This is a genomic window from Aromatoleum sp. (genome assembly GCF_036675785.1).
Taxonomy (GTDB): Bacteria; Pseudomonadota; Gammaproteobacteria; order Burkholderiales; family Rhodocyclaceae; genus Aromatoleum.
Genome location: NZ_JAKFEF010000022.1, coordinates 12,066 through 32,197 on the forward strand (window position 1 = coordinate 12,066; position 20,132 = coordinate 32,197).

Genomic DNA, 20,132 nt, shown 5'->3' on the forward strand with positions numbered 1-20,132 from the left:
GTCCGCATTTCGAGCGGGCCGCCGCCTTTGCGCGAAAGCCGTTCGCGGCCGATAATGCCCGGCTCGGATGCCGTCTCATCCGGCGTTGTGCCAGGGCAGGAAATAGCGCGTAGCAAAGCGGGTACCAAAGTGACGGCATCGCGCTCGCGGTCCAGTCAAATCAAGGTGATACGCCAACTATGCTGCTGATGATCGACAACTACGACAGCTTCACGTACAACCTCGTGCAGTATTTCGGCGAGCTGGGTGCGGACGTGAAGGTGTATCGCAACGACGAGCTGACGCTCGAACAGCTTGCGGCGCTGAAGCCCGCGCAACTCGTGATCTCTCCCGGGCCGTGCACGCCGGCCGAAGCCGGGATCTCGGTGCCGGCGATCCGCGAATTCGCCGGCAAGCTGCCGATCCTCGGTGTCTGCCTCGGCCACCAGAGCATCGGCGCGGCGTTCGGCGGCAAGGTCGTCCACGCGAAGCGCCTGATGCACGGCAAGACCTCGCCGGTTTTCCACGAAGGGCAGGGCGTGTTCCGCGGGCTGCCGAACCCGGTGACCTGCACGCGCTATCATTCGCTGGCGATCGAACGCGAAAGCCTGCCCGACTGCCTCGAAGTCACCGCGTGGACCGACGACGACGAGATCATGGGCGTGCGCCACCGCACCCTCGCAGTCGAGGGGGTGCAGTTCCACCCCGAATCGATCCTTTCCGAGCAGGGCCACCAGCTGCTGCGGAATTTCCTCGAACAGAACTGAAACCGGGCCCGGCGCCGCGCGGCGCCCGGTCACCGCAAAAGGGACGTCATGACCATTACTGCGCAGGAAGCGCTGCAACGTACGATCGACCACCGCGAAATCTTCTACGACGAGATGCTGTCGCTGATGCGCCAGATCATGGCCGGGGAAATCTCCCCGCTGATGACGGCGGCGATCATCACCGGCCTGCGTGTCAAGAAGGAAACGATCGGCGAGATCACCGCCGCGGCGACCGTGATGCGCGAACTCGCGACGAAGGTGACCGTCCCCGGCCCGGACAACAACTTCCTCGACGTCGTCGGCACCGGCGGCGACGGCGCGAACACATTCAACATCTCGACGACGACGATCTTCGTCGCGGCCGCGGCGGGTGCGCGCGTCGCGAAGCACGGCGGGCGCAGCGTGTCGTCGAAGAGCGGCGCGGCCGACGTCCTCGAAGCGCTCGGCGTCAAGCTCGGCCTCGCGCCCGAGCAGGTCGCCGAGTCGATCGAGGCGACCGGCATCGGCTTCATGTACGCCCCCGCGCACCACAGCGCGATGAAGAACGTCGCCGCGGTGCGCCGCGAGATGGGCGTGCGCACGATCTTCAACATCCTCGGCCCCCTGACGAACCCGGCCGGCGCGCCGAACACCTTGATGGGCGTATTCCATCCCGATCTCGTCGGCATCCAGGCGCGCGTGATGCAGCGCCTCGGCGCGAACCACGTACTCGTCGTGTATGGCATGGACGGCATGGACGAAGCCAGTCTCGGCGCCGCGACGATGGTCGGCGAACTCAAGGACGGCGAGATCCGCGAATACCAGATTCATCCGGAAGACTTCGGCCTGCAGATGATGGGCACGCGCAACCTGCGCGTCGAAACCGCCGAGGAATCGAAGGCGACGCTGCTCGGAGTGCTCGACAACCGGCCCGGCCCGGCGCGCGAGATCGTGATCCTGAACGCCGGTGTCGCGCTCTACACCGCGAACCTCGTCGATTCGATCGCCGCCGGCATCGGCCGTGCGCGCGAACTCATCGAGAGCGGCGCGGCGCGCGCGAAGCTCGACGAGTTCGTAACCTTCAACCGCAAGTTCGGCTGAGCGCGAGATGAGCGACATCCTGAACAAAATCCTCGCGGTCAAGCGCGACGAAGTCGCCGCCGGCAGTGCCGCCCGGCCGCTCGGCGCGGTCCGTGCCGAAGCGGGAGCCCAGGCTCCGGCGCGCGACTTCGTCGGCGCGATCCGCGCGAAGATTGCCGCCGGAAGCGCTGCGGTGATCGCCGAGGTCAAGAAGGCGAGCCCGTCCAAGGGCGTGATTCGCGAGGATTTCCGCCCGGCCGAGATCGCCGTGCAGTACGAGCGCTCGGGCGCGGCCTGCCTGTCGGTGCTGACCGACCGGCAGTTCTTCCAGGGCGCGCCGATGTATCTGCAGGCGGCCCGCGCGGCGTGCGCGCTGCCGGCGCTGCGCAAGGACTTTCTCGTCGACCCGTGGCAGGTGTTCGAGGCGCGCGCGATGGGCGCGGATGCGATCCTGCTGATCGTCGCGGCGCTCGATCTCGACACGATGCGCGAGATGGAAGCGGTCGCCGACAGCCTCGGCATGGCGGTGCTCGTCGAAGTGCATGACGCGGCCGAGCTCGACACCGCGCTGCAGCTTCGCACGCCGCTCGTCGGCATCAACAACCGCAACCTGCGCACCTTCGACGTCAGCCTGCAGACGACGCTCGACCTGCTCGGGCGTGTGCCGGCCGACCGCATCGTCGTCACCGAATCGGGCATCGTGACGCCGGAAGACGTCGCGCTGATGCGCGTGAACAAGGTCCATGCCTTCCTCGTCGGCGAAGCGTTCATGCGTGTGCCGAACCCCGGCGACGGCCTACGCGCGCTGTTCGGCTGAACCGTTCTTCGCGCCCCGGGCGGGAATGCCGTTCGCAGGATCGCCGGGGCAGGCCGGGCGTCCGGCGCGACACGGAGGAATCGGCGAGTGGGTAACGCAGCGCGTCGCAGCGACGGCCGGGACGCCTGAGCGACGATCGCGATGGAACCGGCCGACAAACCCCTGACGAGACGCCGCGCGTCGCAGATCGCGGGCGCGGTGTTGGTGGTCGTCCTACTGTCGGTCGCGGCGCTGGCGCTGTTCGCCGGGTGGATCGTGACGACCGAGTCCGGATTGCGGTTCGCGGCGCGGACGGCCGAACGCCTGAGCGGCGGACAAGTCGCCGTCGAGGCGGCGTCGGGCCGTCTCGCCGGGCCGCTGCGGATCGACGGGTTGCGCGTCGACACTGCCGACCTGCGCCTGCGCCTGCAGGGCGTTTCGCTCGACTGGAACCCGGCGGCGCTGCTCGACCGCCATCTCGAGATCGCCGCGCTGTCGATCGCCGACGTCTCGGTCGCGACGCCGCCGAAGGAAGCCGCGCCCCCGTCCGGCCCGCCGCAGAAGCTGACGCTGCCCGTTTCGCTGTCGCTCGCGGCGCTCGAAATCGGGCATCTCGCGATCGTCGAATGGGCCGGGGAAGGGGCGCCCGCACCGGAGCCGGTCCCGCCCGTCGCACCCACCGAATCGGGCAAACCTGCCCCGCCGCCCCAACCGTCGCGGTCGGCTGAAACGTCCCGATCGTCTCAACCGTCCCAACGATCTCAACCGTCTCAACCGCCTCAACCGCCTCAACCGCCTCAACCGTCCGAACCGCCTCAACCCGCCGAACCCGATTCCGCCGAACCTGCTCCCGCGCAGCCCGTCGCCCCCGGCGTCACGTTCGAGCTGTCCGCGCTGACGGCGGCGGTGCATAGCGACGGTCGGCGGCATCGCATCGACGCGCTCCAGGTGACGCTCCCATTCGGGCAGGCCGGGCTTGCCGGCGAGATCGACGGCGGCGCGCAGCCTTTTCCGCTCGGCGCGGCCGGCAGCTTGCGCGGCGAACTGACGGGGCACGCCTACGCACTGAATTTCCGCGCAGACGGCGATCTCGTCGCGCCGCACATCGTCGTCGACGCCGAGGGCGCAGGGCTCACCGGCAGCGCCGACGTCCTCGCCGCGCCGTTTGAGCCCGTGCCGCTGCGCCGGCTGCGCGCCGCGCTCGGCGAGATCGACCCGTCGGCGTTCAACGCCGCGGCGCCACGGGCCGCGCTGCGGGTCGAGGCGGATCTCGCGCCGGCGCCGGACGACGCGATGGCGCTCGTCGGCCCGGTTACGGTCGAGAACCGCCGGCCCGACACGCTCGATCGCGGCGGGCTCCCGATCGAGCGCCTTGCCGCACAATTGCGCTGGACGCCCGCCGCGACGAGCGCCGACGCGTTGCGGATCGAGCTCCCGGGCGCCGGGACCGTCGGCGGCAACGCGGGCTGGACTGCGGGCGGCGGCATCGGCCGCCTCGTCGCGAACCTGCAGCTCGCCGGCATCGATCCGGCCCGCCTCGACGCGCGCCTGCCGTCGGCGCTTGTGCGCGGGACGGTCGAGGCGGCCGGGGACGAGGCGGTGCAGACCGCGAAGATCGACGTCCGCGTCGGCGACGCGCGCGTTCGGGCGACCGGGGAGATGACGGTGAGCGGGACGGTCGCCGGGATTCGCCGCGTCGTCGCGAGCGGCGAGCTCGAGCGTTTCGATCCGCACGCGCTCTTCGCGTCGGCGCCCGGAGCGAGCCTGAACATGAATTTCGAAGCGCGCGCCGACCTCGCCGATCCGCTGCGCTTCGACGTAGGGTGGAACCTGCGGCCGAGCCGCCTCGACGGGCGGCCGGTGTCGGGCCGCGGCCGCGTCAAAGTCGACGGGCGGCGCCTCGTCGACGGCGACGTCGATCTGGTCGTCGCCGGCAACACCGTGCACGCGCGCGGCGCGTGGGGGCGCGCCGGAGACCGCCTCGCTTTCCGCATCGACGCGCCGGCGCTCGCGGCGCTCGGCGACGGATTCGCCGGCAGCGCCCGCGCCGAAGGGACCGTCTCGGGCACGCTCGAACGGCCTTCCGGCACGCTCGCGCTGTTCGCCGAGTCGCTGCGCCTGCCCGGCGGCCTGCGCGTCGCCGGCCTGAACGCCGAAGGGCGGCTCCCGGACGGCCTCGACGGGGAGGTCCGGCTGGCGGTCGCGCTCAGCGGGCTGGGCCGCGGCGAGGAAAGCAACCTCGTCGATGAAGCGACGCTCGGCATCGCCGGGCGGGGCAGCGCGCACACGATCGACCTCGTCGCGACCGGGCTGGAGAAGGACACGGTGCGCTTGCGGCTCGAAGGCGGGCTGACCGACGTCGTAACGGTGGAGAAACCCGGTCCGCTCGCAGACCTCGTCTGGGAAGGCCGCGTCCTGTCGCTCGAAACGAGCGGCCGCTTCCCGTCGCGCCTGACCGCCCCGGCCGGGTTGCGCGCCGGTGCGGAGCGCGTCGCGCTCGGCGCGGCGACCATCGAAGCGGGCGAGCGCGGGCGCATCCGGCTCGAGGCGACCGAATGGACGCCGGAGTCCGCCATCGCGCGCGGGTCGCTGACCGGCCTCGCGCTCGGACTCGTGCGCCGCCCGGACGGCAGCGCGCGCCGCGGGCCGGGACCGCTCGTGCTCGGCGCCGAATGGGACCTGAGGCTTGGCGAGACGGCTGAAGGGGCCGCGCGCGTATTCCGCGAAGCGGGCGACCTGCGCGTCGAAGGCGAGATTGCCGCGCGGCTCGGCCTCGAACGTCTCGAGGCGCGGCTGAGTGCGCGGGACAACCGGCTCGCGCTGTCGTGGGACGCGCGCGGGACCGAGTTCGGCGAACTCGTCGGTTCGGTGACCGCGCTCGCCGAGCGGGACGCGGTCGAAGGCTGGCGCCTCGCGCCGGACGCCGAACTGCTCGGCTCGGCGCGCCTGACGATGCCGTCGATCGCATGGTTCGGCCGCCTGATGCAGGAAAACATCGTCACGGGCGGCAGCCTCGTCGCCGATTTCGCGCTCGCCGGCACGTCGGCCGAGCCGCGCGCGAGCGGCAGCATCGACGGTCGCGCACTGTCGATCGCGCTCGTCGACCAGGGCCTGCACCTGTCCGGGGGCGAACTGCGGGCCGAGTTCGATCGCGACGCGCTGCGCCTCGTGCGGCTCGAATTCGTGTCGCCGAACCGCGTGCGCCCGCGTGACAACCGCGTGCCCGTGGACCGCTTCACGCAGGAGCCGGGACGCCTGTCGGCTTCCGGCGAAATCGCGCTCGAAACCGGCGCCGGGGAGTTCCGCTACGTCGCCGACCGCCTGCCGATCCTGCAGCGCCCCGACCGCTGGCTGATCCTGTCGGGCGCCGGCACGGCGCGCAGCACGTGGACGTCGCTCGACCTCAATGCCGAATTCGCAGGCGACGCGGGATACGTCGAACTCGCGGAAACGCCGCCGCCGAGCCTGTCGGCCGACGTCGTCGTCCTCGGCAGCGAGGCGCCGCAGGAGAAAGGCGGCTTCAAGCTCTCCGCCGATGTCGCCGTCGCGCTCGGCGATCACCTTTACCTGTCGGCGCTCGGCGTCGACACGCGGCTAACCGGAGAACTGCGGCTGCGGATGCGCGATGGCGAAGCGCTCAGCGCGGTCGGCACGATCTCGGCGGTCGGCGGCACGTTCCGCGGCTACGGCCAGAACCTCGCGATCGAGCGCGGGCGGATCAACTTCCAGGGGCCGCTGGACAACCCGGGGCTCAACATCGTCGCGCTGCGCAAGGGCCTAGCGGTCGAAGGCGGCCTCGCGATCGTCGGCAGCGCGCGCCGCCCGCAAGTGCGGCTCGTCTCGGAACCCAACGTGCCGGACCCGGAAAAACTGTCCTGGCTCGTCCTCGGACGTCCGCCGACGGCCGGCAGCGGCGCCGACCTCGGGATGCTGCTGCCCGCGGCCCAGGCGCTGCTCGGCGGGCCGGGCGGCGGGATGACCGATCAGATGTCGCGCAGCCTCGGGTTCGACCAGTTTTCAATCGGGCAGGGCGAACTCACCGGCGCCACGCGCAGTCCGACCAGCCGCGTGGTCGGCGACGGCACCGACGCCCCCGGGCTGGGAACTGTCAGCGGACAAGTCCTGTCGCTGGGTAAGCGCCTGTCGTCCGACCTGTTCCTGTCCTTCGAGCAGAGTCTCGGCGGCGCCGAAAAACTCGTCAAGCTGACGTATCAGCTCACGCGCCGGGTGTCCGTCGTCGCGCGCGGCGGCAGCGACAATTCGGCGGATATCTATTACACGATCTCGTTCAGATAACCGGGAATCATGCCGCCCGACCGGGGTCACAAGGGCAGCGGTTCCAAAGGAGGTGATCCGTATGACGGAACAGGAAGTGCCTGGGGTACATGAAACCGCCATCCTCGCGGGCGGCTGTTTCTGGTGTCTCGAAGCGGTATTCAAGGATGTGGAAGGGGTGAAGTCGGTGACGTCGGGTTACATCGGCGGCCGCGTCGAATCCCCGTCCTATCGTCAGGTCTGCGACGGCGGGACGGGCCACGCGGAAGCGGTGCGCATCGAGTTCGACGCGCAGGTGATTTCCTACCGCGACCTGCTCGAAATCTTCTTCGTCGTCCACGATCCGACCAGCCTGAACCGGCAGGGCAATGACGTCGGCACGCAGTACCGGTCCGCGATCTTCGCGACGAGCGAGGCGCAGCTCGATGATGCGCTCGCGCTGGTCGAGGAAATGGGCGAGATGCGCCTCTATCCGTCGGCGATCGTGACGACGATCGAGATGGCCGAAACCTTCTGGCCGGCCGAGGAGTTCCATCGCGACTACTACGCGCGCAACGCCGACCAGTCGTACTGCCAATACGTCGTCGCGCCGAAGATCGCGAAGTTCCGCGAGAAGTTCGCCAGCCGGCGCAAGCAGGGCGGGTAGAATCCGCGCCTTTACCCTCGTCAGGAGAACTGCATGACCCAGACCACGACCCCGAGCGGCCTCGTCATCGACGACATCGAAGCCGGCACCGGCGCGACCGCCGAAAAAGGCAAGCGCGTGTCGGTGCATTACACCGGCTGCCTGACCGACGGCCGCAAATTCGACTCGAGCAAGGATCGCAACGACCCGTTCGAGTTTCCGCTCGGCGCCGGCCACGTGATCCGCGGCTGGGACGAAGGCGTGCAGGGGATGAAGGAAGGCGGCAAGCGCAAGCTGACGATTCCGCCGGAGCTCGGCTATGGCGCGCGCGGCGCGGGCGGCGTGATTCCGCCGAACGCGACGCTCGTGTTCGAAGTCGAGCTGCTGAAAGTCTACTGAGCGGCGCACGGGAAGGCTGCGTCGTGCGGTCGCGGGTTCCGCCCGCGCCGGGCGCGGCCCGACGCAACGGGGGCGCAGACATGAAACTCGATCAGGCCCAGCGGCGCATCCTCGCGCTGCTGCAGCAGGATTCGTCGCTCAGCACCCAGAACCTCGCCGAAAAGGTCGGCCTGTCGCCGTCACCGTGCTGGCGGCGCGTCCGCGAAATGGAGGAGGCCGGGCTGATCCGTGGCTACGTCGCACTGCTCGATCGCCACAAGCTCGGCTTCGGCACTTGCGTCTGGGTGCGGGTCAAGCTGAAGAAGCACAGCGCCGACGTCCTCGACCGTTTCGAGAACGTCGTGAAGGGCTGCAACGAAGTCGTCGAGTGCTACGAACTGCTCGGCGAGACGGACTGCCTGCTGAAGCTGTATCTGCCGAACCTCGACGCTTTCTCGACGTTCATGCATAACTTCCTGCTGAAGCTCCCGGAAGTCGACGTAACGCATTCGAGCGTCGCGCTGCGCGAGATCAAGAACGAGACGGCGCTGCCGCTGTAGCGGGGCACCCCGGGTCGGCCTTCGCCTGCGGCTCACGCCGACCTACCACGGCTAGGTCGGACCGAGCGCAGCGATGTCCGACGCAGGAGGCCGGACAATCGGGCAGTCCGGAGCGAGCGCATTGCCCCGGTTGCGCTCGTGCCGACGCACGGCGGGGAGGCGTCCGATTCCCGCCTACAGGCTGCCCCAAAACACCGCGATCACCCCCGCGGGCGCGACGTAGCGGGCGAGCACGTTCCAGATCCCGAATCCGACCGGTCCGAGGTCGAGGTCCTTGCGCACGCTCTCGCGGTCGAGGAACCATGCGACGAACACGATCGCGCCTAGGCCGCAGGCCGGCAGCAGGAACTTGCTCGTCAGCTTGTCGAGTAGATCGAAGATGTTCTGCCCGAAGATCAGGACGTCGCTCCACGCGTTGAACGACAGCAGCGCGGCGATGCCGAGCGCCCAGGTCGCGAGGCCCGCGACGACGCTCGATGCGATCCGGCCCATCGGTGTGCGCTCTTCGAGCAGTTCGACGACCGGTTCGAGCAGCGAGATCGACGACGTCAGTGCGGCGAAGATCAGCAGCGCGAAGAACAACACGCCGATGCCGAATGCGAGCGGCAGCGTGACGAACACGAGGCCCGGTCCCGACGACGGATCGAGACCGTTCGCGAACACGATCGGGAAGATCGCGAGGCCGGCAGTGAGCGCGATCGTCGTATCCGCGACGGCGACCGTGGCCGCGGCGCGAACGAGGTCGATGTCCTGTCGAAGATAGGAGCCGTACGCGATCATCACGCCCATCCCCAGCGACAGCGTGAAGAACGCGTGGCCGAGCGCGGCGAGCACGACGGTGCCGTCGAGCTTGCTCCAGTCGGGTGAGAAGAGGTAATCGACGGCCGCGCCGAAGCTGCCGGTCGTCGTGCCGTAGCCAACCATCACGAGCAGGATCACGCCGAGCGCCGGCATCATCAGCTTCGTCGCGCGCTCGAGGCCGGTCGACACGCCCATCGCGACCACGCCGACCGTCAGCAGCATGAACACCGAGTGCCACGCGAGAAGCCGGCCGGGGTTCGCGAGCAGGCCCGCGAACAGCGCCGCCGCCGAGTCCTTGTCGATGCCGGTGAACGAACCCGAGCCGGCCTCGGCGAAATACGCGAGCGCCCAGCCGCCGATCACGCTGTAGAACGACAGGTCAGGAAGGCGGCGAGCGTGCCGCCTGCGCCGACCAGCACCCAGCCGCGCCCGCGACCGCTCGCCTTCGCGACTTCGGCCAGCGTGTTGATCGGGTTCTTCTGGCCGCGCCGGCCGATCAACCACTCGGCGACGATGATCGGCAAACCGATCAGCGCGATGCAGCCGAGATAGACGAGCACGAACGCGGCGCCGCCGCTCTGCCCGACCATGTACGGAAATTTCCAGATATTGCCGAGCCCGACTGCCGAGCCGACGGCCGCGATGATGAAGCCGATCCGCGAGGACCAGTGGTCGTGCACCTTCACCGCGCCCATCGCGAGCGTCCCGTGTGCCGTTTCGATTGCAGCCATCTCAATACCCCCCGCACACGGCAACGAAAAGTGCGGGGATGGGCCGACCGCGCAACGCGGCGGGGTGTCGAACGTTCGATCGCATGAGTCTCCTCCGATTTGCCTCGTGGGCATTCGCGTTCAAGGGGAGACGCTGCAGCGCGTTCGACGCGGGGGTCGCCGCGGCGTTCGCCCGCCCACGAAAAATCGTCTCCACCTTGCTTTCTTGTATTCATCGCCGTCGTGGTCCGCCGATGAGGAACGGAAATGTTAAGCAGCCCGGTGCAGAAGATTCGTGCGGGTTCGCCGTCCGTTTGCGGGCTTTCGGGAAAATCTTGTCGCCGCTGACGCGGAATTCGCGGATTTCTTGCGTTCGGCACCGCTGCGCTGCCGCGATTGCTCCCGCACCCGCCCGCGCACGCGTGCCGCGCGCCATTCTCGACGGCTCGCGACCGTTTTCAAGCACGGAATGTACGCATTGCGCCGGACAGGTCGCGGTTTCGCATATCCGGCACCGCGAGGTCGTCCGATTTTCCGCGCGATGTTGCGGCGCGTCGGAGTGCGTCGAAGCGTTTTTGCAGAATCGTGCGGAAACAGGAAAAGTTATTTCCGGAAATTCTGAATTCCGGCGAGAAGAAGGAAATTTTTTGCCCGGTTTTCTCCTTACGATGCCAATGCGCCGTCGGATGCCGCGACGCGCAATAACAGCAACCACACAGGAGACCACGTCGGCAGGCCGGACACGGGCGTCACGAGCGCCCCGCATATCGGTCTGCGACGGTTCAAACGCCATGGCACAGACAGCCTCCCCGACGGCACTTCGCCCCGTCTCGCTCGACGACAAATACACGCTGACCTGCGGCCGCGCCTATATAACCGGCATCCAGGCGCTGGTGCGCCTGCCGATCATGCAGCGGCTGCGCGACGAGGCTGCCGGCCTCAACACCGCCGGCTTCGTCACCGGCTACCGCGGCTCGCCGCTCGGCAACGTCGACCAGGAGTTCTGGAAGGCGAAGAAATATCTCGAGCCGCATCACATCCGCTTCCAACCGGGCCTGAACGAGGACCTGGCGGCGACCTCGGTTTGGGGCACGCAGCAGGTCAACCTCGACCCGAACGCGAAGTACGACGGCGTGTTCGCGATCTGGTACGGCAAGGGGCCGGGCGTCGACCGCAGCGGCGACGTGTTCCGCCATGCGAACGCCGCGGGCACGTCGGAGCACGGCGGCGTGCTCGTGATCGCCGGCGACGACCACGGCGCGAAGAGCTCGACGCTGCCGCACCAGACCGAGCACGTCTTCAAGGCGATGATGATGCCGGTGCTCGCGCCCGCGGGCATCCAGGACTACCTCGAATACGGCCTGCACGGCTTTGCACTGTCGCGCTACTCGGGCTGCTGGGTCGCGTTCAAGGCGCTGACCGACACCGTCGAGACGTCCGGCTCGGTCGACATCGATCCGTTGAGGGTCAAGACCGTAATTCCGTCGGCCGAGGCGTTCCCGCTCCCCGCCGACGGCCTGAACCTGCGCTGGCCCGACCCGCCGCTCGTGCAGGAAGAGCGCCTGATGCACCACAAGCTGTACGCGGCGCTCGCCTACTGCCGCGCGAACCAGCTCAACAAGACGGTCATCGATAGTCCGAACGCCAAGCTCGGCATCATCACCGCCGGAAAAAGCTATCTCGACGTGCGCCAGGCGTTCGAGGACCTCGGTATCGACGACGCGCTCGCGGCCGAGATCGGCATCCGCCTCTACAAGGTCGGCATGGTGTGGCCGCTCGAGTCCGAAGGGGTGCGCCACTTTGCCGAAGGGCTCGACGAAATCCTCGTCATCGAGGAGAAGCGTCAGTTCCTCGAATACCAGCTGAAGGAAGAGCTCTACAACTGGAACGAAAGCGTCCGTCCGCGGGTGATCGGCAAGTTCGACGAGAAAGGGGAGTGGGCGCTTCCGCATGGCGAGTGGCTGCTGCCCGCGGCCGGGGACCTGACGCCGGCGATGATCGCGCGCGTGATCGCCGCGCGCATCGCACGCTTCTACACGTCGGATCGCATCAAGGCGCGCCTCGCGTTCTTCGACGCGAAGGAAGCCGCGCTCGCGAAGCCGCGGCTGTCGATCGCGCGCGTGCCGCACTACTGCTCCGGCTGCCCGCACAACACCTCGACGAAAGTGCCCGAAGGCTCGCGCGCGATCGCCGGCATCGGCTGCCACTACATGGCGACCTGGCTGTCGCCCGAGTCCACCCAGACTTTCTGCCAGATGGGAGGCGAAGGCGTGCCATGGATCGGCCAGGCGCCGTTCACCGCAACGAAGCACGTGTTCGCGAACCTCGGCGACGGCACCTACATGCACTCGGGGATTCTCGCGATCCGCGCCGCGGTCGCCGCACAGGTCAACATCACTTACAAGATCCTATACAACGACGCGGTCGCGATGACCGGCGGGCAGCCGCACGATGGCACGCTGTCGGTGCCGATCATCGCGCGCCAGCTCGCCGCCGAAGGCGTGCATAACATCGTCGTCGTCAACGACGGCACGCCCCGCGCGTACGGCCCCGCCGACCTGCCGCACGGCGTGCCAATCCGCCACCGCGACGAGCTCGACGCGGTGCAGCGCGAGCTGCGCGAGGTGCCGGGCGTGACCGCGATCATCTACGACCAGACCTGCGCGGCCGAGAAGCGCCGCCGCAGGAAGCGCGGCAAATTTCCCGACCCCGCGACCCGCGTCGTCATCAACGACCTCGTCTGCGAAGGCTGCGGCGACTGCAGCGACAAGTCGAACTGCATGTCGGTGGCGGCGGTCGAGACCGAGTTCGGCAGGAAGCGCACGATCGACCAGTCGTCGTGCAACAAGGACTACTCGTGCGTGAAAGGCTTCTGCCCGAGTTTCGTCACCGTCGAAGGCGGCCGGCTCCGGAAGGGCAAGGCGGCCGATGCGAGCGCCGACGCGTTCGCGTCGCTGCCGGAGCCCGCGCTGCCGGCGACCGCGGCGCCGTGGGGCATTCTGATCACCGGCGTCGGCGGCACCGGCGTCGTGACGATCGGCGCGCTGCTCGGCATGGCCGCGCACCTCGAAGGCAAGGGCGTCTCGGTGCTCGACATGGCCGGCCTCGCGCAGAAAGGCGGCGCGGTGTGGTCGCATGTGAAGATCGCCGACCGGCCCGAGGACATCTTCGCCGCGCGCGTCGCCGCTGGCGACGCTAACGTCGTGATCGGCTGCGATCTGGTCGTGTCGGCGAGTGACGAGTCGCTCGCGAAGATGCGCATCGGGCACACCCGCGTCGTCATCAACCGCGACCAGACGAACACCAGCGAGTTCGTGCGCGGCTTCGCGGCGCAGGCGCGCACCGGCGACGTCGCGAAGCACCCGGACCCGCAGTTCCCGGCCGGCTCGATGGAACGGCAGATCGCCGACGCGGTCGGCAGCGGGAACGTCGAGTTCCTCGAAGCGTCGCGGCTCGCGACCGCGATCCTCGGCGACTCGATCGCGACGAACCTCTTCATGCTCGGCTTCGCGTGGCAGCGCGGCCTCGTGCCGCTGTCGGGCGAGGCGATCCTGCGTGCGATCGAGATCAACGGCGCCGCGGTCGACGCGAACAAGGCCGCGTACCAGTGGGGCCGGCGCGCGGCGGTCGATCCGGACGCGGTCGAGGCCGCCGCGAAGCCGCGGTACGGCACGCCCGAGCACCACAAGCTGTCGGCGTCGCTCGACGAAGTGATCGCGCGGCGCAAGGCTTACCTCGCCGACTACCAGGACGCCGCGTACGCCGGGCGCTACGCCCGGCTCGTCGAGCGCGTGCGCGAAGCCGAAGCGAAGGTCGCGCGCGGCCGCACGCGGCTCACCGAGGCGGTCGCGCGCGGCTACCACAAGCTGCTCGCCTACAAGGACGAGTACGAAGTCGCGCGGCTCTACACCGCGAGCGACTTCATCAAGCGCGTCGAGGAAGCGTTCGAAGGCGACTACAAGCTCGTGTTCCATCTCGCGCCGCCGACGCTTGCGGACAAGGACCCGGCGACCGGTCAGTTGCAGAAGAAAAAGTACGGCCCGTGGATGCTGAAGGCGATGCGCGTGCTCGCGAAGATGAAGGGGCTGCGCGGCAGCGCGCTCGACCCGTTCGCGCGCACGCACGACCGCAAGCTCGACCGCCGGCTGATCGCCGACTACGAGCGCGTCGTCGACGAAATCCTCGCGAAGCTCGACGCCGCGAACTACGACACCGCGGTCGAACTCGCGCAGCTCCCCGAGCAGATCCGCGGTTTCGGCCACGTGCGCGAGCGCTACGTCGCGAACGCCAAAAAGCGCGAGGCGGAGTTGCTCGACGCGCTGCGCGGCAGCGGCAACGCGACAGCGTCGGCCGCCCGCGGCGAGCGCAGGACGATCCGCGTCGTCGCCGCGTAGCCGTGTCGGACGGCTTCGGCGCCTCGCGTAACCCCGCCCGCGCCGGCGGGTCCAAGCAGATGAAGGAAACCACCGGCCGCAAGGCGTCGCCCCGGACATGCGGCGACACCGATTCCCCGCGGCGCATCCGTCCGCCATCGCCATAAGCGGTGGCGGCGGGTTTGCCGCATCCTCAAGACCAACGAAGGAGACAGGCAATGAGCGTATTTTCGACCCCCGATTTCGCCGACCACGAGCAGGTCGTGTTCTGCAGCGACGAGCGGAGCGGCCTCAAGGCGATCATCGCGGTGCACAACTCGAACCTCGGGCCCGCGCTCGGCGGCTGCCGGATGTGGCCGTATGCGAGCGAGGACGAGGCGGTGCGCGACGTGCTGCGGCTGTCGCGCGGCATGACCTACAAGTCGGCGATCGCGAACCTCAAGCTCGGCGGTGGCAAGTCGGTGATCATCGGCAACCCGCGCACCGACAAGACGCCCGAGCTGCTGCGGGCGTTCGCGCGTGCGGTGGAGAACCTTAACGGCCGCTATGTCGCCGCGGAGGATTCGGGCACCGGCGTCGCCGACATGCAGTACATGTCGCAGTTCACGCGGCACGTCTCGGGCGTCCGTGAAAAGCCCGCCGAGCACGGGACGCGCAGCGGCGACCCGTCGCCGTCGACCGCGTACGGCACCTTCGTCGGCATCCGCGCCGCGGTGAAGGAGCGGCTCGGCCGTGAATCGCTCGAAGGCCTGCGCGTCGCGGTCCAGGGCCTCGGCCACGTCGGCCTCGATCTCGCGCGCCGGCTGAAGGACGTGGGCGCCGAGCTGTGGGTCACCGACCTCTACCGTGAACCGCTGCTCGCCGCGGGCAAGGAACTCGGTGCGACGGTCGTCGCGCCCGAGGACATCTTCGCGCTCGACGTCGAGGTGTTCGCGCCGTGCGCGATGGGCGCCGTGCTCAACGACCGGACGATCCCGCAGCTCAAGGCGAAGATCGTCGCCGGCGCGGCCAACAACCAGCTCGCCGAGCCGCGCCACGGCGCCTCGCTGATGGAGCGCGGCATCCTCTACGCGCCGGACTACGTCATCAACGCCGGCGGCATCATCGACGTGTATTACGAGCGGATCGGCAATTTCGACGCCGCCGCGCTGAGGCGCCATATCGACGGCATCCACGACAACCTGATCGAGATCTTCGCGCGCGCCCGCAAGGAAGAACGTCCGACCGGCGAAGTCGCCGACGCGATCGCGGAGGAGCGGTTCAAGCGCTGATCTGTCCCCCATTTTCGGGCGCGCCTTCCTTCGCTTCGCCCTTCCGGACGGCGTTCTCCTCCGATGCGTCTTTTCCGACGGCGTCTTTCGCGCCCACGTCTTCGTCGTCCGCGGCGAGCCGGCCAGCAAGTTTCCCGGCCCCGCGGCTGCCGCGATGCGCGATGGCGCCGATCACGACGACGAGGAGGCCGAGCAGGACGGGGTGCAGGAGGTCGCGCATGAGGCGTAGTCTATCCGGCGGCCGACGCGGGAGGCGTGCGGCGCATCCCCCGTCGCCGTGCCTGCCGATGTCGAGTTGCCCATGAATCGCTCACCGAAGCCCGTTCCGTTCGCGCTCCCCGGGGCCGTGCTCTTCGCGACCGTGTTCGTCGAAGGGTTCTCGTCGCTCGGCGCCGAGATCATCGCGCTGCGCCGGCTCGTGCCGCACGTCGGCAGCTCGATCACCGTCACCGCGCCGACGATCGGCTTTTTCCTGCTCGCGCTCGCGCTCGGCTACCAGGCGGGCGGACGCGTCGAGCGCGGCTTCCTCGTCCGCGTGCGGCACAACTTCCTGCTCGCGGCCGCGATCGTCGCCGTCGGGCTCGCCGGACCGGTCGTCGACGCGCTGTTCGCCCACGTCCGCCCGGCGCTGCTCGCCTACCTGATCTTCATCGGCGCAGTGCTGTGCCCGATCGCGTGGCTGCTCGGGCAGACGGTGCCGCTGTTGACGAACCTGCTGCGCGACGAACGCGTCGGCGCGCGCAGCGGCGAGGCGCTGTATTGGTCGACGCTCGGGTCGTTCCTCGGCTCGCTGTCGTTGTCGCTGCTCGTGATGCAATGGCTGGGGGTGTACGCGGCGGTGCTCGCCTGTGCGCTGCTGCTGCTCGCGCTCGTACCGTGGCTCGGCGATGCGCCCGCAGCGCGGAGCTGGCGCGATCTGCCGCGCATCGCCCTGGTCGCCGCTGCGGCGTTCGGTTGCAACGTCGTCCTACCGCAGCAGATCGAGACCGCCTACGCGACCTACCGGACGGAGCGCGTGACGGTACCCGACATGAACGATCCGCGGGTGTTCTGGATCAACAACCAGGTCGCATCGATGATCGACGACAGCAAGCCGCCGCGTTACACGCGCTATATCGAGCGGCTGCGCGAGCTGCTGGTCGCCGAACTCGGCTTTCGCGAGAAGCGCATCCTCGTCCTCGGCGCCGGCGGCTTCACGCTGTCGCACCTCGAGCCCGACAACGACTATCTCTACGTCGACATCGACCCGGCGGTGCGCGAGCTCGCCGAGCGCGAGTTTCTCGGTGACAAGGCGCGCGGGCGCTTCGTCGTCGCGGATGCGCGCCGCTTCGTCACCGACACCGATGAGCACTTCGACGCCGTCGTCGTCGACGCCTACAGCGCGCTGACGAGCATCCCCGCTCACCTCGTCACGCAGGAGTTCTGGCAGGGTACGCGCCGCGTGCTGCGACCCGATGGCCTGATGTTCGCGAACCTGATCGTCGATTCGCGCCTCGCGACCCCCTACGCGCGCAACCTCATCGCAACGATCCAGTCGGTATATGGCCCTTGCGCCGTCGAGATCCTGTTCCGCGATCGCCCGACATCGAACGTGCTCGTCCAATGCTTCGCCGGCCCGGTGCCGGCGGACGTGCAGCCGTACACCGACGAGCGCAACCGCGCGGACGTGGACATCCTGCGCTCGCGCTGAGCGCACCTCGTCGGCGGTTCCGCGTCGAACGACCCTGTTCGGTCACTGTCCCGCCGACCGCGTGCGCGGTAGCGCGCTGTTTTCTCCGCTGCCGCGCCCCGGCGATTTCGATCCCGCGCCCTGCGCATATTCATGGGTGAACTCGGCGCCGAGCAGGAACACGAGGCTCGAGTAATACACCCAGACGATGACGACGACGAAGGTGCCCGCGGCGCCGAAACCGGACGCGAGCGCGCTCCTGCCAATATAAAGGCCGATCAGGAACTTGCCGATCGAAAACAGCAGCGACGTCACCGCCGCGCCGATCCACACGTCGCCCCAGGCGATCCTTTCGCTCGGCAGGATCTTGTAGATCATCGCGAAGAGCCCGGTCACGACGGCGAAGGACACGAGGAAGTTCACCGTCTGCAACGTCAGCTCCCACTCGCTGAACCACGCTCCCCACCATTTGCCGAGCGCGGCGAGCGCGGCGTTGAGGACCAGCGACACGATCAGTAAAAAGCCGACGCCGAGCACCATGCCGAACGACAGCAGCCGCGCGCGGATCAGTCCCCAGATCCCGCTGCTCTGCTTTTCCGGCGGGACTTTCCAGACGACGTCGAGGTCGGACTGCAACTCGGCGAAGACGGTGGTCGCACCGATGACGAGCGTGATCATGCTGACGAGGGCCGCGATCGCGCCGCCTTCCGGGTCGCGGGACGCGTCGAGCACGCTGCGAACGCCCTCTGCGCCGGTTTCGCCGACAAGCCCGCCCGCCTGCTCGACGATCGCGTCGCGCGCCGCATCCTCGCCGAAAACGAGCCCGGCGATGCCGATCGAAATCAGCAGCAGCGGCGCGAGCGAGAACATCGTGTAAAACGCGATCGCCGCCCCCATGCTCGATGCGCGGTCGTCGATCCACGCGTTGACCGACTGCTTCGCGAGCGCCCAGAGCTTTCCTGACGACGTTGCCATGGCCCTCTCCAGCGGCGGTTTTCGAACGACGTGATGCAAGTGTCGTGCCCTCGTCGCTAAGGCGCTGCGGACGACTCGCTCGCACATTCCAGGGGGCCGGCACGGTGCGCTGCGGCGGGGGAGGAGGCTGCGCCGCGGCGATCGTCCTGCGCGCGCCAGCGCGACGGTCGGCCGAAAAAGCAAACGGCCCGGGGTAACCGGGCCGCGAACCGCGCGAGGCGGGAAAGCGCCGTCGGCAGGACGCCGACGGATGGGTTAGCGATCAGTGGTGCTGGGTCGCGGGGCGCGGCGCGTGGAAATCCATCGTCGCGACGCTGTCGTCGAGCACCGCTTCCGGCACGTCCGCTTCGTCTTCCGTCTCGTCGGACAGCACCGCGTTGAGCCGCTTCGTGTCGAGCGCGTCGCACCACTTCGCGACGACCAGCGTCGCGACGCTGTTGCCGACGAAGTTCGTCAGCGCGCGGGCTTCCGACATGAAGCGGTCGATGCCGAGGATCAGCGCGAGGCCGGCGACCGGCACGTTGCCGACTGCCGACAGCGTCGCCGCGAGCACGATGAAGCCGCTGCCGGTGACGCCCGCCGCGCCCTTCGACGTCAGCAGCAGCACGAGGAGCAAGGTGATCTGCTGGCCGATGTCGAGCGGCGTGTTCGTCGCCTGCGCGATGAAGACCGCGGCCATCGTGAGGTAGATCGACGTGCCGTCGAGGTTGAACGAGTAGCCCGTCGGCACCACGAGGCCGACGACCGATTTCTGCGCGCCGGCGTTTTCCATCTTCGCCATCAGGCGGGGCAGCGCCGACTCGGACGACGACGTGCCGAGCACGAGGAAGAGCTCTTCCTTGATGTACTTGATCAGCTTGATGACGCTGAAGCCGTGCGCCTTCGCGATCGAACCGAGCACGACGAACACGAACAGGAGGCAGGTCAGGTAGAACGCGCCCATCAGCTGCGCGAGCTGCGCGAGGCTGCCGAGGCCGTGCTTGCCGATCGTGAAGGCCATCGCGCCGAACGCACCGATCGGGGCGACCTTCATGATCACGCCGACGATGCCGAACAGGATGTGCGACAGGCGCTCGATGAAGTCGAACACCGGCTTGCCGCGCTCGCCGAAGGCATGCAGCGAATAGCCGAACAGCAGCGAGAAGAACAGCACCTGCAGCATGTCGCCCTTCGCGAACGCGTCGACGACGGTCGCCGGGATGATGTTGAGCAGGAAATCGGTTGTTGTCTGCATCTTGCCCGGGGCCGCGTACTGCGCGATGGCCTTGGTGTCGAGCGTCGAGGCATCCACGTTCATGCCGGCGCCGGGCTGCCAGACGTTGACGACGATCAGGCCGATGATCAGCGCGATCGTGCTGACGACCTCGAAGTACAGGATCGCGAGGCCGCCGGTCTTGCCGACCTTCTTCATGTCCTCCATGCCGGCGACGCCGACGACGATCGTGCAGAAGATGATCGGCGCGATGATCATCTTGATGAGCTTGATGAAGCCATCGCCGAGCGGCTTCATCGCCGCGCCGGTTTCGGGGTAGAAATGCCCCAGCAACACGCCGATCGTGATTGCGACCAGCACCTGAAAATACAGACTCTTGAAAACGGCCTTTCTTGCCATATCTCTCTCCTCACTCCGCTGACGTATCTACCCGAACAACTCTGGCGGGGACGCGAGTATGGCGTCCATCAAGACCCGTCGACTGTTGTGGACTTCCGAGTTGTGGACATCCGAATTGTGGAAATCCGCAGTGCGGTGGACGAGCGAACGCCATGCCCGGAACGTACCCGGATTGGGCGAATCACGACGGGAGATGGACGCCGCTACAGGGGGCCTGCAGGACGACCGCGTCCGGCGGCGGACTGCCGGGTGAACCGCGACGGGAAACCGGCACGGCTGCGC

Annotated in this window: 15 protein-coding genes; 10 read left to right on the plus strand and 5 right to left on the minus strand. The window is 68.5% G+C overall.

Features of this window, described 5'->3' with window-relative positions; all coding sequences use genetic code 11:
• Positions 1–179: 179 nt before the first annotated feature.
• The 7 genes from V6M37_RS05065 to V6M37_RS05095 all read left to right on the plus strand — a co-directional run bounded on the left by V6M37_RS05065 (position 180) and on the right by V6M37_RS05095 (position 8,439).
• Positions 180–746, plus strand: a complete 567-nt coding sequence (locus V6M37_RS05065; protein ID WP_332671436.1) for an aminodeoxychorismate/anthranilate synthase component II — start codon at positions 180–182, stop codon at positions 744–746.
• A 48-nt stretch (positions 747–794) separates the two neighbouring features.
• Positions 795–1,826 (plus strand): anthranilate phosphoribosyltransferase, encoded by a 1,032-nt coding sequence (gene trpD / locus V6M37_RS05070; protein WP_332671437.1) that lies wholly within the window; start codon positions 795–797, stop codon positions 1,824–1,826.
• 7 nt (positions 1,827–1,833) lie between these two features.
• Positions 1,834–2,622, plus strand: coding sequence for an indole-3-glycerol phosphate synthase TrpC (trpC, locus tag V6M37_RS05075; RefSeq protein ID WP_332671438.1), 789 nt, complete (start codon positions 1,834–1,836; stop codon positions 2,620–2,622).
• Positions 2,623–2,763: 141 nt separating this feature from the next.
• Positions 2,764–6,897, plus strand: coding sequence for a translocation/assembly module TamB domain-containing protein (locus tag V6M37_RS05080; protein WP_332671439.1), 4,134 nt, complete (start codon positions 2,764–2,766; stop codon positions 6,895–6,897).
• 61 nt (positions 6,898–6,958) lie between these two features.
• Positions 6,959–7,522: a peptide-methionine (S)-S-oxide reductase MsrA gene (msrA, locus tag V6M37_RS05085; protein ID WP_332671440.1), complete on the plus strand. Its 564-nt coding sequence runs from the start codon at positions 6,959–6,961 to the stop codon at positions 7,520–7,522.
• A gap of 33 nt (positions 7,523–7,555) precedes the next feature.
• Positions 7,556–7,900, plus strand: a complete 345-nt coding sequence (locus tag V6M37_RS05090) for an FKBP-type peptidyl-prolyl cis-trans isomerase (protein WP_332671441.1) — start codon at positions 7,556–7,558, stop codon at positions 7,898–7,900.
• A gap of 80 nt (positions 7,901–7,980) precedes the next feature.
• Positions 7,981–8,439, plus strand: a complete 459-nt coding sequence (locus V6M37_RS05095; RefSeq protein ID WP_332671442.1) for an Lrp/AsnC family transcriptional regulator — start codon at positions 7,981–7,983, stop codon at positions 8,437–8,439.
• Between the two features lie 174 nt (positions 8,440–8,613).
• Here V6M37_RS05095 and V6M37_RS05100 read toward each other — a convergent pair whose 3' ends face one another.
• Both V6M37_RS05100 and V6M37_RS05105 read right to left on the minus strand, forming a co-directional pair.
• On the minus strand, positions 8,614–9,603 hold the full coding sequence (locus V6M37_RS05100) for a sodium-dependent transporter (protein ID WP_332671443.1): 990 nt from the start codon (positions 9,601–9,603) through the stop codon (positions 8,614–8,616).
• Positions 9,600–9,971 (minus strand): hypothetical protein, encoded by a 372-nt coding sequence (locus V6M37_RS05105; protein WP_332671444.1) that lies wholly within the window; start codon positions 9,969–9,971, stop codon positions 9,600–9,602. The genes V6M37_RS05100 and V6M37_RS05105 overlap by 4 nt, the downstream gene beginning before the upstream one ends.
• A gap of 770 nt (positions 9,972–10,741) precedes the next feature.
• On the opposite strand from V6M37_RS05105, the gene V6M37_RS05110 reads away from it, so the two are divergent.
• Together V6M37_RS05110 and V6M37_RS05115 are read left to right on the plus strand one after the other, a co-directional pair.
• The gene (locus V6M37_RS05110; RefSeq protein ID WP_332671445.1) at positions 10,742–14,344 is read left to right on the plus strand and encodes an indolepyruvate ferredoxin oxidoreductase family protein; all 3,603 of its coding nucleotides are present in this window, start codon (positions 10,742–10,744) and stop codon (positions 14,342–14,344) included.
• A gap of 197 nt (positions 14,345–14,541) precedes the next feature.
• On the plus strand, positions 14,542–15,594 hold the full coding sequence (locus tag V6M37_RS05115) for a Glu/Leu/Phe/Val dehydrogenase dimerization domain-containing protein (RefSeq protein WP_332671446.1): 1,053 nt from the start codon (positions 14,542–14,544) through the stop codon (positions 15,592–15,594).
• On the opposite strand, the gene V6M37_RS05120 is transcribed toward V6M37_RS05115, so the two are convergent.
• Positions 15,584–15,814 carry a hypothetical protein gene (locus tag V6M37_RS05120; protein ID WP_332671447.1) on the minus strand — a complete coding sequence of 77 codons (231 nt, stop codon included), beginning with the start codon at positions 15,812–15,814 and terminating at the stop codon, positions 15,584–15,586. The two genes, V6M37_RS05115 and V6M37_RS05120, sit on opposite strands and share 11 nt — an antisense overlap.
• An 81-nt stretch (positions 15,815–15,895) precedes the next feature.
• On the opposite strand from V6M37_RS05120, the gene V6M37_RS05125 reads away from it, so the two are divergent.
• Positions 15,896–17,284 carry a fused MFS/spermidine synthase gene (locus V6M37_RS05125; protein ID WP_332671448.1) on the plus strand — a complete coding sequence of 463 codons (1,389 nt, stop codon included), beginning with the start codon at positions 15,896–15,898 and terminating at the stop codon, positions 17,282–17,284.
• A 42-nt stretch (positions 17,285–17,326) separates the two neighbouring features.
• Here V6M37_RS05125 and V6M37_RS05130 read toward each other — a convergent pair whose 3' ends face one another.
• A complete protein-coding gene (locus V6M37_RS05130; protein WP_332671449.1) occupies positions 17,327–18,238 on the minus strand; it encodes a YihY/virulence factor BrkB family protein in 912 nt (303 codons plus the stop codon).
• A 262-nt stretch (positions 18,239–18,500) separates the two neighbouring features.
• A complete protein-coding gene (locus V6M37_RS05135; RefSeq protein WP_332671450.1) occupies positions 18,501–19,850 on the minus strand; it encodes a dicarboxylate/amino acid:cation symporter in 1,350 nt (449 codons plus the stop codon).
• Between the last annotated feature and the right edge of the window lie 282 nt (positions 19,851–20,132).

What these genes read in the sequence shown, in the direction of transcription:
- V6M37_RS05065 (WP_332671436.1), top strand. Translation starts at nt 180, where the DNA reads ATGCTGCTGATGATCGACAACTACGACAGCTTCACGTACAACCTCGTG.
- trpD (WP_332671437.1), top strand. Translation starts at nt 795, where the DNA reads ATGACCATTACTGCGCAGGAAGCGCTGCAACGTACGATCGACCACCGC.
- trpC (WP_332671438.1), top strand. Translation starts at nt 1,834, where the DNA reads ATGAGCGACATCCTGAACAAAATCCTCGCGGTCAAGCGCGACGAAGTC.
- V6M37_RS05080 (WP_332671439.1), top strand. Translation starts at nt 2,764, where the DNA reads ATGGAACCGGCCGACAAACCCCTGACGAGACGCCGCGCGTCGCAGATC.
- msrA (WP_332671440.1), top strand. Translation starts at nt 6,959, where the DNA reads ATGACGGAACAGGAAGTGCCTGGGGTACATGAAACCGCCATCCTCGCG.
- V6M37_RS05090 (WP_332671441.1), top strand. Translation starts at nt 7,556, where the DNA reads ATGACCCAGACCACGACCCCGAGCGGCCTCGTCATCGACGACATCGAA.
- V6M37_RS05095 (WP_332671442.1), top strand. Translation starts at nt 7,981, where the DNA reads ATGAAACTCGATCAGGCCCAGCGGCGCATCCTCGCGCTGCTGCAGCAG.
- V6M37_RS05105 (WP_332671444.1), bottom strand. Translation starts at nt 9,971, where the DNA reads ATGGCTGCAATCGAAACGGCACACGGGACGCTCGCGATGGGCGCGGTG.
- V6M37_RS05110 (WP_332671445.1), top strand. Translation starts at nt 10,742, where the DNA reads ATGGCACAGACAGCCTCCCCGACGGCACTTCGCCCCGTCTCGCTCGAC.
- V6M37_RS05115 (WP_332671446.1), top strand. Translation starts at nt 14,542, where the DNA reads ATGAGCGTATTTTCGACCCCCGATTTCGCCGACCACGAGCAGGTCGTG.
- V6M37_RS05120 (WP_332671447.1), bottom strand. Translation starts at nt 15,814, where the DNA reads ATGCGCGACCTCCTGCACCCCGTCCTGCTCGGCCTCCTCGTCGTCGTG.
- V6M37_RS05125 (WP_332671448.1), top strand. Translation starts at nt 15,896, where the DNA reads ATGAATCGCTCACCGAAGCCCGTTCCGTTCGCGCTCCCCGGGGCCGTG.
- V6M37_RS05130 (WP_332671449.1), bottom strand. Translation starts at nt 18,238, where the DNA reads ATGGCAACGTCGTCAGGAAAGCTCTGGGCGCTCGCGAAGCAGTCGGTC.
- V6M37_RS05135 (WP_332671450.1), bottom strand. Translation starts at nt 19,850, where the DNA reads ATGGCAAGAAAGGCCGTTTTCAAGAGTCTGTATTTTCAGGTGCTGGTC.